The sequence below is a fragment of the Dolichospermum circinale AWQC310F genome, assembly GCF_000426925.1.
Taxonomy (GTDB): Bacteria; Cyanobacteriota; Cyanobacteriia; order Cyanobacteriales; family Nostocaceae; genus Dolichospermum; species Dolichospermum circinale.
Map to the genome: position 1 here is coordinate 73665 of NZ_KE384670.1, position 16618 is coordinate 90282.

10 protein-coding genes and 1 pseudogene are annotated in these 16618 nt (G+C 37.9%); 6 read left to right on the forward strand and 5 right to left on the reverse strand.

Annotation, left to right across the window (positions count from 1 at the left end):
• Positions 1–87 precede the first annotated feature (87 nt).
• From ACIR310F_RS0105840 to ACIR310F_RS0105855, 3 genes are all read left to right on the forward strand, one after another.
• The gene (locus ACIR310F_RS0105840; RefSeq protein ID WP_028083001.1) at positions 88–975 is read left to right on the forward strand and encodes an ABC transporter permease; all 888 of its coding nucleotides are present in this window, start codon (positions 88–90) and stop codon (positions 973–975) included.
• Between the two features lie 115 nt (positions 976–1090).
• Positions 1091–1252 (forward strand): hypothetical protein, encoded by a 162-nt coding sequence (locus ACIR310F_RS26070; RefSeq protein ID WP_196803169.1) that lies wholly within the window; start codon positions 1091–1093, stop codon positions 1250–1252.
• A 320-nt stretch (positions 1253–1572) separates the two neighbouring features.
• Positions 1573–2469 (forward strand): ROK family protein, encoded by an 897-nt coding sequence (locus ACIR310F_RS0105855; protein ID WP_028083002.1) that lies wholly within the window; start codon positions 1573–1575, stop codon positions 2467–2469.
• On the opposite strand, the gene ACIR310F_RS0105860 is transcribed toward ACIR310F_RS0105855, so the two are convergent.
• Entirely contained in the window at positions 2466–4103 is a 1638-nt protein-coding gene (locus ACIR310F_RS0105860; protein WP_028083003.1) for a CTP synthase, read from the reverse strand. The genes ACIR310F_RS0105855 and ACIR310F_RS0105860 overlap by 4 nt on opposite strands.
• A 159-nt stretch (positions 4104–4262) precedes the next feature.
• On the opposite strand from ACIR310F_RS0105860, the gene ACIR310F_RS21715 reads away from it, so the two are divergent.
• Positions 4263–6059, forward strand: coding sequence for an N-acetylmuramoyl-L-alanine amidase (locus tag ACIR310F_RS21715; protein ID WP_051289485.1), 1797 nt, complete (start codon positions 4263–4265; stop codon positions 6057–6059).
• Positions 6060–6843: 784 nt separating this feature from the next.
• Here the strand turns inward: ACIR310F_RS21715 and ACIR310F_RS0105875 are convergent.
• The 3 genes from ACIR310F_RS0105875 to ACIR310F_RS0105885 all read right to left on the reverse strand — a co-directional run bounded on the left by ACIR310F_RS0105875 (position 6844) and on the right by ACIR310F_RS0105885 (position 11434).
• Positions 6844–9345, reverse strand: coding sequence for a U32 family peptidase (locus ACIR310F_RS0105875; protein WP_028083004.1), 2502 nt, complete (start codon positions 9343–9345; stop codon positions 6844–6846).
• A 132-nt stretch (positions 9346–9477) separates the two neighbouring features.
• Positions 9478–9867 carry a tetratricopeptide repeat protein gene (locus ACIR310F_RS0105880; RefSeq protein WP_028083005.1) on the reverse strand — a complete coding sequence of 130 codons (390 nt, stop codon included), beginning with the start codon at positions 9865–9867 and terminating at the stop codon, positions 9478–9480.
• 121 nt (positions 9868–9988) lie between these two features.
• Complete coding sequence (locus ACIR310F_RS0105885) at positions 9989–11434, reverse strand: glycoside hydrolase family 13 protein (RefSeq protein ID WP_028083006.1); 1446 nt, start codon at positions 11432–11434, stop codon at positions 9989–9991.
• 105 nt (positions 11435–11539) lie between these two features.
• On the opposite strand from ACIR310F_RS0105885, the gene smc reads away from it, so the two are divergent.
• Positions 11540–15286 (forward strand): chromosome segregation protein SMC, encoded by a 3747-nt coding sequence (gene smc, locus ACIR310F_RS0105890; RefSeq protein ID WP_028083007.1) that lies wholly within the window; start codon positions 11540–11542, stop codon positions 15284–15286.
• Positions 15287–15565: 279 nt separating this feature from the next.
• Here the strand turns inward: smc and ACIR310F_RS21720 are convergent, their stop codons facing one another.
• Positions 15566–16129 (reverse strand): hypothetical protein, encoded by a 564-nt coding sequence (locus tag ACIR310F_RS21720; RefSeq protein WP_051289486.1) that lies wholly within the window; start codon positions 16127–16129, stop codon positions 15566–15568.
• A gap of 109 nt (positions 16130–16238) precedes the next feature.
• Between ACIR310F_RS21720 and ACIR310F_RS23545 the strand changes: the two are divergent.
• Positions 16239–16618: pseudogene (locus ACIR310F_RS23545) on the forward strand (hypothetical protein); the annotation flags it as partial.

Consider the following 16618-nt stretch of genomic DNA (forward strand, 5'->3'; position numbering starts at 1 on the left):
GAGGTTTTGCGCAACTTTACTTTTCGTTACTTGTGTCGGGTTTTTTCCACTCACCTACTTAATCAAATTTAGCAAGCCGGTGTTTAGATGACCATTACAAAAAAGCGATTACCAAATTTCTGGAAATTTACGAAAAATCCTAGTCTATCTCAGGGATTAATGCAAATTGGTCTGGGTATAACTCTCTTTTTCATCTTCTTAGCCTTTTTTGCTCCTGTTTTTCAAAGTTGGGGTTGGTTACAAAACCCCAAGGAATTTCTTTCTCACCCTATTCATCAAGCACCTTCCGCTCAACACTGGTTTGGAACAAGTCGTTTAGGTTATGATGTCTTTTCCCGTAGTGTATTTGGTGTTCAGGCCGCGCTGCAAGTTGTGACTTTAGCGACATCTTTGAGCATGATCATCGGTGTACCATTGGGGATGGTAAGCGGTTATTTGGGAGGAAAATTAGATAAAGCTCTATTATTTCTCATGGATAGTATTTATACTCTGCCAGGTTTATTACTGTCAGTAACATTGGCTTTTGTGGTCGGAAGAGGAATCTTAAATGCAGCGATCGCTATTAGTATAGCCTATATTCCCCAATATTATCGGGTCGTTCGTAATCATACAGTCAGCGTCAAAACTGAAGTATATATCGAAGCGGCACAAGCCATGGGTGCTTCTACTTGGGTTGTCTTATCAAGATATCTGTTTTTAAATGTCATTCAAAGTGTACCTGTTTTATTTACTCTCAATGCGGCAGATGCTATCTTAGTTTTAGGCGGGTTAGGATTTTTAGGGTTAGGATTACCTGAAGAAGTACCAGAATGGGGATATGATTTAAAACAGGCTTTAGAAGCATTACCTACAGGTATTTGGTGGACTACTCTATTTCCTGGTTTAGCTATGACTTCTTTAGTGGTTGGATTATCATTACTTGGTGAGGGATTAAATGAATTTGTTAATCCTCGTCTCAAAAGAAAGAATAATTGACAATTGACAATGGATAAGCAACAATTGGCAATGAATCAAAAACAATTGGCAATGGATAAGCAACAATTGACAATGAATCAAAGACAATTAACAAATAACAACCTGAGAGATGATTGTGAACGATAATATGACATTAATTGCGGCTGCTACAGGTGGCTTAGTGCTTTCTCTAGCTTTATCTGGTATTTTAAAAGGTAGTCCAATTACAGATTGGCAACAGGTACATAAAACTTCATACCCATTTGCAAAGGTACAAGTTATCAGCAAAAATCAATAGAAGTGGTGACAACTGACCACTAACAACTGACCACTGACAACTGACCACTGACCACTAACAACTGACCACTAACAACTGACAACTGACCACTGACCACTAACAACTGACCACTAACCACTAACCACTAACAACTAACAACTGACCACTAACAACTGACCACTAACAACTGACCACTAACAACTGACCACTAACAACTAACAACTGACCACTAACAACTGACCACTAACAACTGACCACTAACCACTAACCACTAACCACTAACAACTGACCACTAACAACTGACCACTGACAACTGACAACTGACTAATGACAACTGACTAATGACAAAACAAGTAATTGGTATTGATTTAGGAGGAACTGGGATTAAGTTGGGACGTTTTACAGCAAATGGTAACTGTTTGCAATCTTTATCTGTAGATACTCCCCAACCTGCAACACCTGAAGCTGTATTATCGGCTATAGTAGATGCCATAGCGCAAATTGACCCTAATCAGGAAACTACCGCTATCGGTTTAGGTACTCCTGGACCTGCTGATGCTGCGGGAAGAGTTGCCAAAGTTGCTATTAATCTGGTAGGATGGAATAATGTACCTTTGGCAGATTGGTTAGAAGCTAAAACTGGTAAACCGACAATTTTGGCTAATGATGCTAATTGTGCTGGTTTAGGAGAAGCTTGGTTAGGTGCTGGCCGCAATTTCCCCAATTTGATTTTACTGACCTTGGGGACTGGAGTTGGTGGGGCAATTATTCTTGATGGTAAATTATTTGTGGGACATCAAGGTGCAGCAGCAGAATTAGGTTTAATTACCTTAAATCCTGATGGACCAATGTGCAATAGTGGCAATCAAGGTTCTTTAGAACAATATACTTCCATTGCTTCTATCCGTCGCCGTACAGGCAAAGAACCAGCGGAATTAGGCGCACTTGCCAAAATTGGAGACCAAGAAGCCTTGACTTTTTGGCAAGAATATGGTAAAGATTTAGGAAGAGGTTTAACAAGTTTACTCTATGTGCTGACACCCCAGGCAATTATTATTGGTGGTGGTGTGAGTGGGAGTTTTCAGTTTTTCTTACCCGCATTACAAGCAGAAATCGAAAAACGGGTTTTACCAACTTCCCGCGCAGGGTTACAAATTCTTCCAGCAGAATTAGGAAATGCAGCGGGAATGGTTGGTGCTGCTAAATTAGCATTGACAATGCTAACAATGGAAAATTAAGAGACTTTTAGGGGTTTTGGGATATTGGTAGTAGAATGGGCTTGAGAGATGGCAGCGTTTACAAATCCTTTGAATAAAGGATGAGGTGCATTAGGGCGAGATTGAAATTCGGGGTGAAATTGACAAGCGATAAAAAATGGGTGTTGGGAATATTCCACTATTTCCACCAGTCTACCATCGGGAGATGTACCGCTGACCAGATAACCAGAATCTAATAACTGACTCCGGTAAACATTATTAAACTCATAACGGTGACGGTGGCGTTCATAAATAACTTCTTCTTGATAAAGTTGGAAAGCAAGGGTATTAGGAAGTATCCGACAGGGATAAAGTCCCAAGCGCATTGTTCCGCCTAAATCTACTACGTCTTGTTGTTCCGGTAAAAGATTAATAACCGGATCATTGGTGTTTGGATCAAATTCAGCACTATTGGCATGAGATAGGCCTTCGACATTTCTAGCCCATTCAATCACAGAACACTGCATTCCTAAGCATAACCCTAAAAAGGGAATTTGCCGGTCGCGGGCGTATTTAATGGCCGCAATTTTCCCATCTATGCCTCGACTACCAAAACCGCCGGGAACAATGATACCATCTACACCGGATAAATAGTTTTCTGCTGGTTCAGTTTCCAGGGCTTCAGAATTTACCCACCGCAGACGCAAATCGCCGTGGGTAGCAATAGCAGCATGACGTAACGACTCAACTACGGAAAGGTAGGCATCACTTAACCGGACATACTTACCAACAATGGCGATTTCGACACTGTATTTGGGAGTATACATTCGTTCTACCATAGTTTCCCATTCTTGTAAATTGGGTTGACGTTGTTCCATTTGCAACAAATCAAGGACTTGTTCTGCTAGTCCTTCCCGTTCTAAAATTACTGGTACTTCATAGATACTACGAGCGTCTGGGGCAGGAATTACGCATTCTACAGCTACGTCGCAAAATTCTGATAACTTTTGTTTCAAACCTACAGGAATAGGGCGATCGCTGCGACATACTAGAATATCTGGTTGAATGCCAATTGATCTCAATTCCTTAACAGAGTGCTGAGTGGGTTTGGTTTTCATTTCCCCTGCTGAAGCAATCCAAGGTAATAGAGTAACGTGCATATATAGAACATTGCGCCGGCCGACTTCCTTGCGTAATTGACGAATTGCTTCTAAAAACGGTAGTGATTCAATATCACCGACTGTACCGCCAATTTCTGTAATTACCGCAGAAGGATTAGTTTCTTTAGCAACTCTGACAATTCGGTCTTTAATTTCATTGGTAATGTGAGGAATTACTTGAACAGTGCCGCCATTATAGTCTCCTCGGCGTTCCTTATTAATAACCGACTGATAAATTAAGCCAGTAGTAACACTGTTTAGACGAGACATGGATGTATCCGTAAACCGTTCATAATGTCCCAAATCCAAGTCCGTTTCTGCACCGTCTTGGGTAACAAAAACTTCCCCATGCTGAAAAGGACTCATTGTACCTGGATCAACGTTAATATAGGGGTCAAGTTTGAGAATGGAAACGGAATAATCTCGAGATTTGAGTAAACGACCCAGACTTGCTGCTACAATGCCTTTACCAATACTGGAAACAACGCCTCCAGTCACAAAGATAAACTTAGTCATAGTATTTTCAATTGCTAGTAACTTGTAAAAATAGATTTTCGTCCCTAGTGAGAATTTGTGTAGACGGTTTTAAAAGCTTGTATGCGGGATGAATTGATGTTTTATTTCATCTTCCCCATTTTGCCACAGTTTTTACTCTGATCACCCTTGTATTTGTCCATGAAAAAACTTTTAGGATTAGTATTATTTAATTTTTTATTCACCTCCTGGGTTGCATTAGCGCGAGAATCACTTTTAGTAGTTTTTCCCCCCACAAACTACCAAACCAGCACAGAAAAAATATTTTTTATTGGTACTGCGCCGCCGACAGGACAAGTTTTAATTAATGGTAAAGTGATTAAACGTAGTCAGTCTGGGCATTTTTCCCCCAGTTTTCCCTTGCAATTAGGAGAAAATATATTTAAAGTCCGTTACCAAAATCAAGAACGAGAGATTAAAATTAACAGGGTATCTACCCAACCTGAGTTACCCCAAGGTTTAGGCTTCGCTAAAAATTCCTTGACCCCCGCCGTGGATATTACCAGATTACCAGGAGAATTAATTTGTTTTAGTGCAGTTGCGCCGCCTCAAGCCACTGTCTGGGTTAATCTAGTAAGTCAAAATCTAGTAAATCAAAATATTGCCCTTTTACCTCAACCATCATTTGCACAATTACCTCCTAATTCGAGTATTTTAACAGGTTTCAATCAGCCTAATCGTTCTAGTATTAGCAAATACCAAGGTTGTACAACAGTCACAAATGCTGCTGATTTAGGAAAACCTGAATTTAATTTACAACTGCATGATCAAAGAATAACTCAAACTGGGTTAGGAAAAATCGAAATTCTGTCCCCAGCACAGTTAGCAGTTGCAGAAATTACATCAGAATCAGGCGTTACTCGCACAGGACCTGGTACAGATTATTCACGACTGACACCCTTACCTAAGGGAACTATGACGACGGTAACAGGTAAAGAAGGTAAATGGCTGCGTTTAGACTATGGTGCTTGGATTAATAGCAAAGAAACTAAAATTATAGCAGGTGCGGTTGCACCACAGACGGTGATTCGGAGTGTCGGCTATCGGCAACTAAATACAGCCACAGAGATGATTTTTCCCTTAGAAACTCCTGTTCCTGTGAGTGTAGAACAGGGAAATAATTTCTTCACTCTCACCCTTTACAATACTACTGCCCAAACAGACACAATTCGCCTAGATGATAACCCCCTAATTTCTCGCCTAGATTGGCAGCAGGTAAGCCCTAAACAGGTGAAATACACCTTTAACCTCAAAAAGCTCCAACAGTGGGGTTATAAGCTGAGATATGACAATACAACTCTAGTTTTAACTTTACGTCATCCCCCCCATTTTCTCCAGAGAAAACATCGACCTTTATCTGGCATTAAAATTGTACTTGATCCAGGCCATGGTGGTAAAGAATCTGGCGCTAGTGGACCAAATGGGTATTTAGAAAAAGATGTAAATTTGGTAATTTCTAAATTGCTACGGGATGAATTGGTAAAGCGCGGCGCTAAAGTGGTAATGACCAGAGAAGATGATCGAGACCTATCTTTGGTAGAACGTCAGGTAATTATTAATACAGAAGAACCAGCGATCGCTCTTTCCATCCATCATAACTCTTTACCGGATAATGGTGATGCGGAAAATACTAAAGGATTTGGTACTTTTTGGTATCATCCCCAGTCCCACAGCATGGCGGTATTTCTACAAAATTACGTAGTTACCAATCTCCGTAAACCTAACTATGGTGTATTTTGGAATAATTTAGCCTTAACTCGTCCCAGTGTCGCACCTGCGGTATTATTGGAATTGGGTTTTATGAGTAATCCCTATGAATTTGAGGAGATAGTGAATCCCCAAGCACAGCGGAAAATGGCGAGTACCTTAGCTGAGGGGATAACTAAGTGGTTTAAAGGCATTTATCTAACCACAGAGGCACAGAGAACACGGAGGTAAGAGGTAAGATGGTCTGGTTTGGCTAGGTGTCAAAATGTCACCGCAGCAGCTTTGACATTGATATTTACAGCAAGTAGCTTTGAGTGAGGTACACCTTGTGCGGGCAAGATGCCCGCACCACAAGAGTTTTATCATTAATATCTGTACTTCATAATACCGGGAAATGCTGTATCTCTTTGAAAAACGTAGTTTCTGACTTCTGGAGGTATGGGAATGGGTGGGGTTTTGTTTATATTGATTGACAAAATTCGTGAAAATCTTGGTTGACTTTTTGAGAGTAGTAAACCGCATATTCTAAAATAGAATTATGCCAGGAAGATTGACCAAAATTAATTAATTCATCAGCAATTACAGAACCTTAATTATTAATTGTAACATAAATTCACCTATCTAAGATTACTTTTGATAAAGCTATATCTAATTGACTGGCTTTAAAAATATAACCATCAAAATCAATCACAACATCACTTTGTTCAGAATCTAAAATTTAAAACTTCTCTTCCATCTTTCTTCCTCTTTGCGGCTCTGCGCCTCTGCGTGAAAAAAATCTTAATTAGGTGAACACAGAAAAACCCTGCATTCACCAAAAACATTATACTTCTTCTTCACCAATTATTGGCAGTAAATGTTCATATAACTGCATAGCTTGTAAACAGCCATTAATTCCCGCAACTGCTGTATTATATTCCGCTTTTACCTTCAAATCCTAAGTTCATACTAAATATAATATTGTAATATTTTCACATTTTCTGCTATCATTTTCACAGTATTTCCTGCGGTATACTCATACTACTCCTAAAGCACCACGAGTCACACCTAATTGATTTTGTAATTTTAATTTTTGCCACAGTTGTGAACCTGTCATTTCCCCTTGAAGTAATTTTTGATAACTTTGTATCGTTTTTTGTACTTGTTCCGGTGTTTCGTTGACAAATTCAATGCGGAAGTTTTCTAAACCCAATTCTATCAACCGTTGTACATATTCCGCCCCGGTTTGTGCTGTGCTATTATATACTGTATTTCTACATCCTGCGTCTGCTTTGAGAATGTGTTCACTACCCACCCTATCTCTGATTGTAACTGCTTGTGTTTCGCAAGGTCTACCGCAATTGGTGTAATCTGTTCCTGTAGATAGGAAGGCACAAAATACACAATGTTCCATGTGAAACATGGGAATATGTTGATGTATTGTGACTTCAAAGTTTGACGCTGGATAATTGGTAATTAAATGTTCAAGTTGGTTAATATTTAGGTCGTAAGATGCTGTTAATCTTTCTAAATTAAAGCGGTTTTTAAAGTAATCTGCGGTTAAGGGATTAGCAATATTTAGAGAGAAATCACCAATACATCTTTCTGTGGTAAAGTATTCTAATTGATCATAATTTCTGATTAAATAACCATCAGCTTGAGAAGCCTGAACTTGTTTTAAAATCCAGGTTTCTCCGGGTTTGGTTATGCGAGGTGGTGTAACGAAAATGCTGATTTCTGCTTGAGATTCTCGCACCATTTTTACCGCTGCTTTATAGTTGCGTGGATCTTCAAATTCACAATATATGGTTTTGATATTTGCTGTTAATACTGCTTTTAATTGTGCGATATTTCTGACTAAAACAATCAAGGTAGGAGACGCGGAAACATCTGTAGATTTAGAAATAGTAGACTTAGAAATAATTAAATCTTGCCATTTTGCGTGATGATTTAATTCCCAAAGTTTGGGTTTACTTCTCAATTCTTCTAATTTCCTGACTATTTCCCGACGCATTCGGTTTAATTCACTCACGGGTAACATAATATTACCGTTGAGATGATCTATGAAATTTTCTAAATGAAAAGGTGTATTTCCTAAGCGTCCAAATTGTTCTTTTAATCTTTCTTTAGAGAGGGGTTTTGTATGTGCTTTGACTATAAATATTTCTGATTCTACCTGAACAATATTACCCAATTCATCACCACATATAGCTATTAATTTTTCTCCAATTTCTCCATATACTTCTATATTAATCGGTCTGGTAAATTGGGGATTTTCTCCGGTATAACTTTGACGAATTTGTTTATCTAATTCTGGATCGTTGGTTTTCCAAACTTTATCACCTATATGGATATTATGGAAGTTTAAATCATTTCTCCCAAAGGTTAATATTGTATCTTGACCATTTTTAATAATTGCATATATTCTTCCCCCTTCTTCTTTTCTTTCGGGGTGTCCACAATCAAAAACAATCCCATCTCCCGGTTTAACCGGTGCTGCTAATTTGACTGTTATTTCTGCATTTCTAATCCGAGTCACTTCTCCTAAATAAACACCCCGTTTTTTACCAAATCTTCCATGTACTAACTCCTGATTATTAATTCCCTCAAACCAACCTGTATATAGTCCGCGAGAAAATGCCATTTCTAAATTATATTGGTCTTTTTCTCTATGAGAAAATGTCTCTATGTTAGTTTTGATAATTTGATTTAAAGCTTGACGATAAACGCGAGTTACGTTAGCAACATATTCTGGTGTTTTTAAACGTCCTTCAATTTTTAAAGAGGTAATTCCAGATTTGACTAATTCTGGTAAAACTTCCAAACCTGCTAAATCTTGAGGACTTAATAAATATTTGCGATTACCTAAATTCACAACTTCCCCATTAGCAATTAAATCATAAGGCATTCTGCAAGCTTGAGCGCATTCTCCTCGATTTGCGGAACGTCCTCCTAATGCTTCGCTGGTTAAACATTGTCCAGAATATGCGACGCACAAAGCACCGTGAACGAAAACCTCTAAGGGTAAAGCAGTATTTTTTGATAATATTTGTGCTTGAATTTTATTAATTTCTAAAATTGAACATTCCCGCGCTAAAACTACTAGTTGACAACCCAAAGATTTAGCGAATTGTACCCCCGCAGCGCTGGTTATAGTCATCTGCGTTGAAGCGTGTATGGGAAAGTCCGGGGAAAGATGACGAATTAGCCGACAAATACCCACGTCCTGAACGATGATAGCATCAACACCAGCAGAAATGATAGTTTTGAGGTATTGCTGTGCTTCCGTTAGTTCCTGGGGAAAAATCAGGGTATTCAGAGTGATATAGCCTTTGACTCCCCGCAGGTGCAGAAATTCCATTAACTCCGGTAAATCTGCTGCTGTGAAATTTTCAGCCCGCATTCTCGCGTTAAATTTTTCTAAACCAAAATAAATCGCATCTGCACCATTTTCTACGGCTGCTTTCGCGCATTCCCAGTTACCAGCGGGTGCTAGGAGTTCAGGGAGTTGAAGGGTAGGGGTGGTAGTGCCTGTCATTTTGGTTAAGTTAGGGTTATGTTGAGTTTATAGATTGTATCTAAAATTGTGGGAAAAACGACAAATTCACAACAAATTTTACCAGCTAGTGGAACAAGACGAGAACTTAGTACCCTGAATCAAATTTCTAATTCAGTTGTCAGTTTTTTTCTTTACGTCCCTTAAAACAGTTTGATAATCTTGTCTATCTGGATGTAATTTTACCAACTTTTCTATCAAAGCGATCGCTCCTTGTTTATCTCCCAAGTTTAACCGCAGAATAGACAATTTTTCCAGTGCTGTTTGATTATTAGGTTCACGCTGTAAAACCAATTCATAACCCTTAATTTGTTTTTGTAAATCAGTTTCAACCGATTTTACTACAGGTTGTTGCGGTTTTTGCCAAGTCTGTTGGAGAAAATTTAGCCCCCCAAATAACATTGAACCAATAAATGAAACTAATCCAATATATGTAATAATTCTTTTCTTTCTCTCGATTTGTTTACCACGCTGAACTAAGTAATCATTTTCTGATTTGGTCATATTAAAAACTGCTGTTGTCTAAATTCCAGCACTCCTCCTCATTATTAGACTACCCACATTTTTATCAAAAATATCATCCAATTTTAAATTTTAGATTTTAGATTTTGAATCAAAAATGGCATCAATGTAAAATCAAGCCGCTACGAGGGGGAATAGTTAAACAAAGATGATCGCATTTCCATGATATATCTCCATTCCCAAATAAAACTTGATTGGACCGATTTTGCAAATTACTACAATCTATATTCACTGTTATAGATTCAGTTCCCACGTTCACAGCAATAATTAATTCTTGATTTTCTAAGGTTCTTGCAAATATGTAAACTGTTGCTGCTGCGTAGAGAATCTGATAGTTACCAATTCGCAATGCTGGGTAATTATTACGGAGAGAAATTAATTGTTTGTGAGTATTTAAAATACTCTCATTCCAGTTAGATTTTGATGGAAAAACACGACGACAATCAGGATCTTTTCCTCCGGGTAAACCCACTTCATCACCATAATAAATACTCGGCGCACCAGGAAAAGTAAATAATAGCAAATTACATAATTCTACACTAGTTTGATCGCCATTAGCAATGGTAATTAATCTAGATGTATCATGACTACCAAGCAGGTTTAATTGAGTTAATTGAATTTCCCAGGGATAAAGTTCTAAAAGGGATTGAATTTTAGTAGCATATTCACCCGCATCTAGGGCAGGATAGGGATAATAACTGTTATATTTAACTTCTTCTAAAACGATGCGATCGCCCACTACAAAGGCTAGGACAGCCTGATTAAATAAATAATTAAGGACCCCATCAAATTGTGTACCATCGAGCCATTCACGGGCATCTGACCAGACTTCACCCACAATATAACCATGGGGATTAATACCTTTAACTCGTTGACGAAATTCCTGCCAAAAACCGGGGGTTTTAATCTCATAGGGTACATCTAAACGCCAACCATCAATGCCAAATTCTAGCCAATATTCAGCAATTTTCATGATATATTCTTTAACGTCTGGATGATCATGATTAAAAGTTGGTAAAGAGCGAATACCAGCCCAAGAAACATAATTAGCCGGTAAATTACCATCATAGGGAGCAAGCGGCCAGTTTTCAATTTTAAACCAATTTACCCAAGGAGAATTAGAGCCATTTTCTAAAACATCATGGAAAAAGAAAAACCCGCGACTAGAATGATTAAAAACACCATCAAGGACAACTTTCATATTACGATCATGGGCAGCATCTAGCAACTCTCTCAAAGCTTGATTTCCTCCCAACATTGGATCAACCTGATAATAATCATGGGTATGATAACGATGATTACTCGCAGATTGAAAAATGGGCGTAAAGTAAATAGCAGTAACCCCTAAATCTTGGATATAATCTAATGATTCTAAAACTCCCCATAAGTCCCCCCCTTTATAACCTTGAATTGTCGGTATAGCATCCCAAGCTTCTAAATTACTATTATTTAAAAAGCTGGAACGGGAACGCTGACTTCTGGTAAATCTATCGGGAAATATTTGATAAAAAACCGCGTGTTTAACCCAATCTGGTGTTTGAATTTGCATAAAATTATCCAAGATTATCTAAGATGAACGGCGAAAATAGCAAAAAGTATGCTATGATGATCCACAATACCCAGTTTTTACGAGTTTACAGTAATTAGTTCTATAATGGTATACGTCAAGCGCGTTGAACTTACCAATTTCAAGTCCTTCGGTGGTACTACTTCTGTACCTCTACTACCAGGTTGTACTGTCATATCTGGTCCTAATGGTTCTGGGAAATCAAATATTCTTGACGCTTTACTGTTTTGTTTAGGCCTGTCTAGTTCTAAGGGTATGCGCGCGGAACGTTTACCGGATTTAGTTAATAACGCTCAAAAACATCAGGGACGTTCACCACTGGAAGCTAGTGTAACTGTAACTTTTGATATTTCGGATGTCTCTCCCAGAGGCGCAGAGGCGCAGAGGGAGGAAGGGGAGGAAGTAGCGCAAGAAAATCCAACATTAGATGTCTCTCGCAGAGGCGCAGAGGCGCAGAGGGAGGAAGGGGAGGAAGTAGCGCAAGAAAATCCAACATTAGATGTCTCTCGCAGAGGCGCAGAGGCGCGGAGGGAGGAGGAAGAGGAGGAAGAAAATCCAAAGTCCACAGTCCACAGTCCAAAATCCTCTGACTGGAGTGTTACCCGTCGCTTGCGGGTGTCTCAACAGGGTGGTTATACGTCTAATTATTATATTAATGGTGTACCTTGTACTCTGACTGAGTTACATGAGGATTTGCAGAGATTGCGGATTTATCCTCAAGGTTATAATGTGGTTCTACAGGGTGATGTTACTAGTATTATCTCGATGAATGGCCGCGAACGTCGAGAAATTATTGATGAGTTGGCCGGGGTGGCAACTTATGATCGTAGGATTGTTCAAGCTAGGTCAACTTTGGATGAGGTTAAGGATCGGGAAGATAGTTGTCGTATTATTCAGAATGAATTAACTGTACAATCTGAGCGACTTTATCAAGATCAGGTTAAGGCTCAAAAGTATCAACAGCTACGGACGGAATTTCTGGAAAAGCAATCTTGGGAAGCGGTTCTATCTTGGCGTTCTCTCCAATTACAACAGGAAAAGCTGCTTTTACAGGTTGAAGAAGGCGATCGCAATTTCAGAGATTTTACTAGTCAGTTAACAATAATTAATACTCAGATTGACGAGAAAAATATTGAACTAGAACAACGCAATCTCCGGGTTAAGGCTTTGGGTGAGGAGGAACTTCTAGCAGTTCAATCTCATCTTGCTACTCAAGAAGCGGAACGCAAACAACTCCAACGTCAGCACAAGGAGTTAGAAGCTTTTATTCAAGAATCTACAAAACGTTTAAATCAAATTTATCAGGAAATTCAACAATATCAACTCTCTTTGGAGGAAGCAATAGAAAAACATAATGTGGAAACGTTAAATGCTGCGTCTCTACAAATAGAAAGAAATCATGCAGTAATAAATTTAGAAAGTTCTCGTCAAGCTGCGGCGGAAGTTGCTAGTGCTTCGGAAGCTTGGGTACAACAACAAACGGAACTAAATCGGAATATAGAATCTTTACTACATATTCTTGAACCTCAACGCACGGAACAAGCTCAATTACAAGAACGCAATACTCAATTACAACTGCTGATTTCTGAACAATCTCAATTAATTGCAACTTTACAACCGGAATTAACTCAAAAACAAGTTGAATTTGCACAAGTCGAAACGGAATTTAATGCTGCTAGTTTACCTATTCAGAATTTAGCGGAAAATCTCACCGCCACAGAACAAGAGTTACAAATTCAACAAGATACTCAAAAGCGGCTTTTACAAGAACAACGGGAGAAACAACGTCAGTTAGATAAATTGGAAGCACAGACTCAAGCCCAACAAGAAATACAAGGAACACAAGCTAGTAAAATAATTTTACAGTCAGAAATGCCCGGTTTGTGTGGTTTGGTGGTGCAGTTGGGGAAGGTTGAACCTAAGTATCAATTAGCATTGGAAACCGCTGCTGGCGGTCGTTTGGGGTATATTGTCGTTGAAGATGATAGTGTAGCCTCTGCGGGAATTGAACTCTTAAAACAAAAAAAGGCAGGAAGGGCGACTTTTTTACCTTTGAATAAAATTAAAGTCCCTAAATTTACTCAGGACGCAACTCTGCGTTTAGCTGATGGTTTTGTTAATTATGCGGTAAATTTGGTAGAATGCGATCGCCGTTTTCTAAATGTTTTTACTTATGTTTTTAGTAATACAGTTGTTTTTAGTACCCTCGAACAAGCGCGAAAAAATATCGGACTCTATCGCATTGTCACTTTACAAGGGGAATTATTAGAAACAAGTGGAGCAATGACGGGAGGTAGTAGTAGCCAGCGGTCTTCTTTGCGGTTTGAAAAAGGTGAAACTGGGGAAGGGGAAGAGGTCGGAAATTTAAAAACTCGCTTAATGGATATTGATCGGATTTTAGAACGTTGTGGAGAAGCTATTAATACTTTAGCAACTTCCATGAAAGCACTGAGTCAAGAATTAACGGAAGCACGTCAAGCTAGGAGAGAACAACAATTATATTTAGAACAATTAAATAAAGAGATTAAGAATTTAACAACCCAATTAGAAAATACTCGCAGTCAACTTTCCCAAAATACGCAAAAATTCACAACTGCACAATCCCGTTTAGAAATTTTAAATCGGGAACTACCAGAACAAGAAACTCAATTACAACAATTGAGACTGATATTAACTGATTTAGAATCTTCCCAAACTCCCAAAGAATGGCAACAAATCCAAAGTACCATGAAAATACAAGAGCAGGAATTGCAACAACGGGAAACAGCACTAAGGGATGTACAACAACAGTTAAAAAATCTAGAAAATCAACAACAGCGTTTACAAGAAAAAATAGAAGAATCTCAAGCGCGAGTTATTCAATATCAACAAGAAGAAGCAACTAGTAAACAGCAAGCAGCAACAGTCAATAACCAAATTGAAGAATTAAATCATTTAATTGCTGTCAATGAGAGTAATTTGCAGAAATTGGCGGAAAATTTAGGAGAAGAGAAGAAAAATCGGGATTTGACAGAAACAGAATTGCGATCGCTCTTATTGCGTCAACAGCAATTACAATGGGAAATAGAGAAACTGGCACAAACCCAGGAAAAACGCCGAGAAGACTTAACAGCGCTACAAAACCAGTTACGAGACTTAGGTGCAGAATTACCCAGTCCCCTGCCAGAAATTCCTGGTAAAGTTAATTTAGAGGACTTACAAAAAGAATTACGGAGTTTAAGCAAACGGTTACAGGCCATGGAACCTGTAAATATGTTAGCTTTGGAAGAATACGATAAAGTTAAAGGTCGTCTCCAAGAACTTACCGAAAAATTAGAGACTTTGGAAGGGGAACGAACAGAGTTATTATTAAGAATTGAAAACTTTACCACCCTACGTCAAAAAGCATTTAAAGAAGCCTTCGACGCGGTAAACGAAAATTTTCAGTCAATTTTCGCCATTTTATCAGATGGGGACGGTTATTTGCAACTAGATAATCCTGAAGATCCCTTTAACAGTAGCTTAAACCTAGTCGCACACCCCAAAGGTAAACCTGTCCAACGTCTTGCTTCCATGTCTGGGGGGGAAAAGTCCTTAACTGCGTTGAGTTTTATATTCTCCCTCCAGCGTTATCGTCCCTCCCCATTTTACGCCTTTGATGAAGTGGATATGTTTTTAGATGGGTCAAATGTGGAAAGATTAGCGAGAATGATTAAACAACAGGCTCAACAAGCACAGTTTATTGTAGTGAGTTTGCGTCGGCCGATGATAGAATCAGCCCAGCGGACAATTGGGGTGACTCAAGCTAGAGGTGCTTATACTCAAGTTTTGGGGATTAAGTTGGAACAGAAATAGAATTGATGATATTGACAACTCGCAAAAAACCTGTTATAATGAAACCGACGAGGAAGAACTATCGCTTACGCTTTAACGCGGCTTGTTAAAAACAATAATCTACTAAAATAATTTCATAACCCCAAGCAAATTATCTGCGTTCATCTGCGTTCATCTGCGTTCCCATAACCCTGTAAATTTTGCCATGTCTCCACTTTTTTCATACTTGACAACTCGCAAAAAACCTGTTATAATGAAACCGACGAGGAAGAACTATCGCTTGCGCTTTGACGTAGCTTGTTAAAGCAAAATACTGACATTGTTGATCAAATATTCCCTAAAAACTGGAGACAATTTAAACAACATTTTATCCCCTTTAATTTTCGTGACTAAATACCGTTGTTGTAAAGACTGTAAACCTTTAACAAATTCCACAGAAGATAAGGCTACATTTTGTTTTAAATCATCTCTTGATATAGGTAGATTTAATTTACTTAATTCTAAAATTATTTGTTGTTCAATTGCTGATAGTCTGCTAAATAAATCGTGAAAATGAGATTGCATATTTTGAGTAATAATTAAGGTATTTTCTGCTAAAAACTCAGCTACTTCACCATCATAAACATCTTGAATTAAAGTAATAATATCTTTCAAGTAATTAGAATTACCTTGATAAACTTGAATAAGTTTTAACCAGCTATCTTGATTATTTAAACCTAGATTGTCTAAAATATTAATATCATTGAAACCTAATAGTTCTAAACTTTTAACTGGATATAGTTGCTGATCTAAAAAATTCATTTCATTGCATTTTTCTTGACTAATTAAAATAACACTACTTTGATGATTTATTTCTGTGATCATTTGGAAAAATTTTTGATAATCTTGATATGCTGGTTGATATTGTCCAGCAAATTGGCCATTAGTAAAAATGGTTTCTATGTTATTAAGAATGATTAAACAGGGTTTTTGTATGAAAATATCAAATACTTGTTTTAATTTATTATTGGAATTAGGTTTAATTTCTATTTTACAAATATTGAGGATATCATCAATCCATAAATCTAAAGATTCAGAATATTTTAAACTTTTCCAAATAATTACTTCAAATAGTTTTCATTTACATTGTGATCCTAATGCTAGTCATTATTTAAAAATAATATTAGATTCTATTTTCTGTGGTAATGGAGGAGATTTTGTAAATGAAATTGTTTGGTGCTATGAAATAGGGGGGAGAATTTATAAAAAATCTTTTGGTAGAAGACATGATGTAATTTTATTTTATGTAAAAGGTAAAAATCATACTTTTAATTGGGAAAATATTTTCCAAGAGTGGACAGAAAAAGGAAAGGC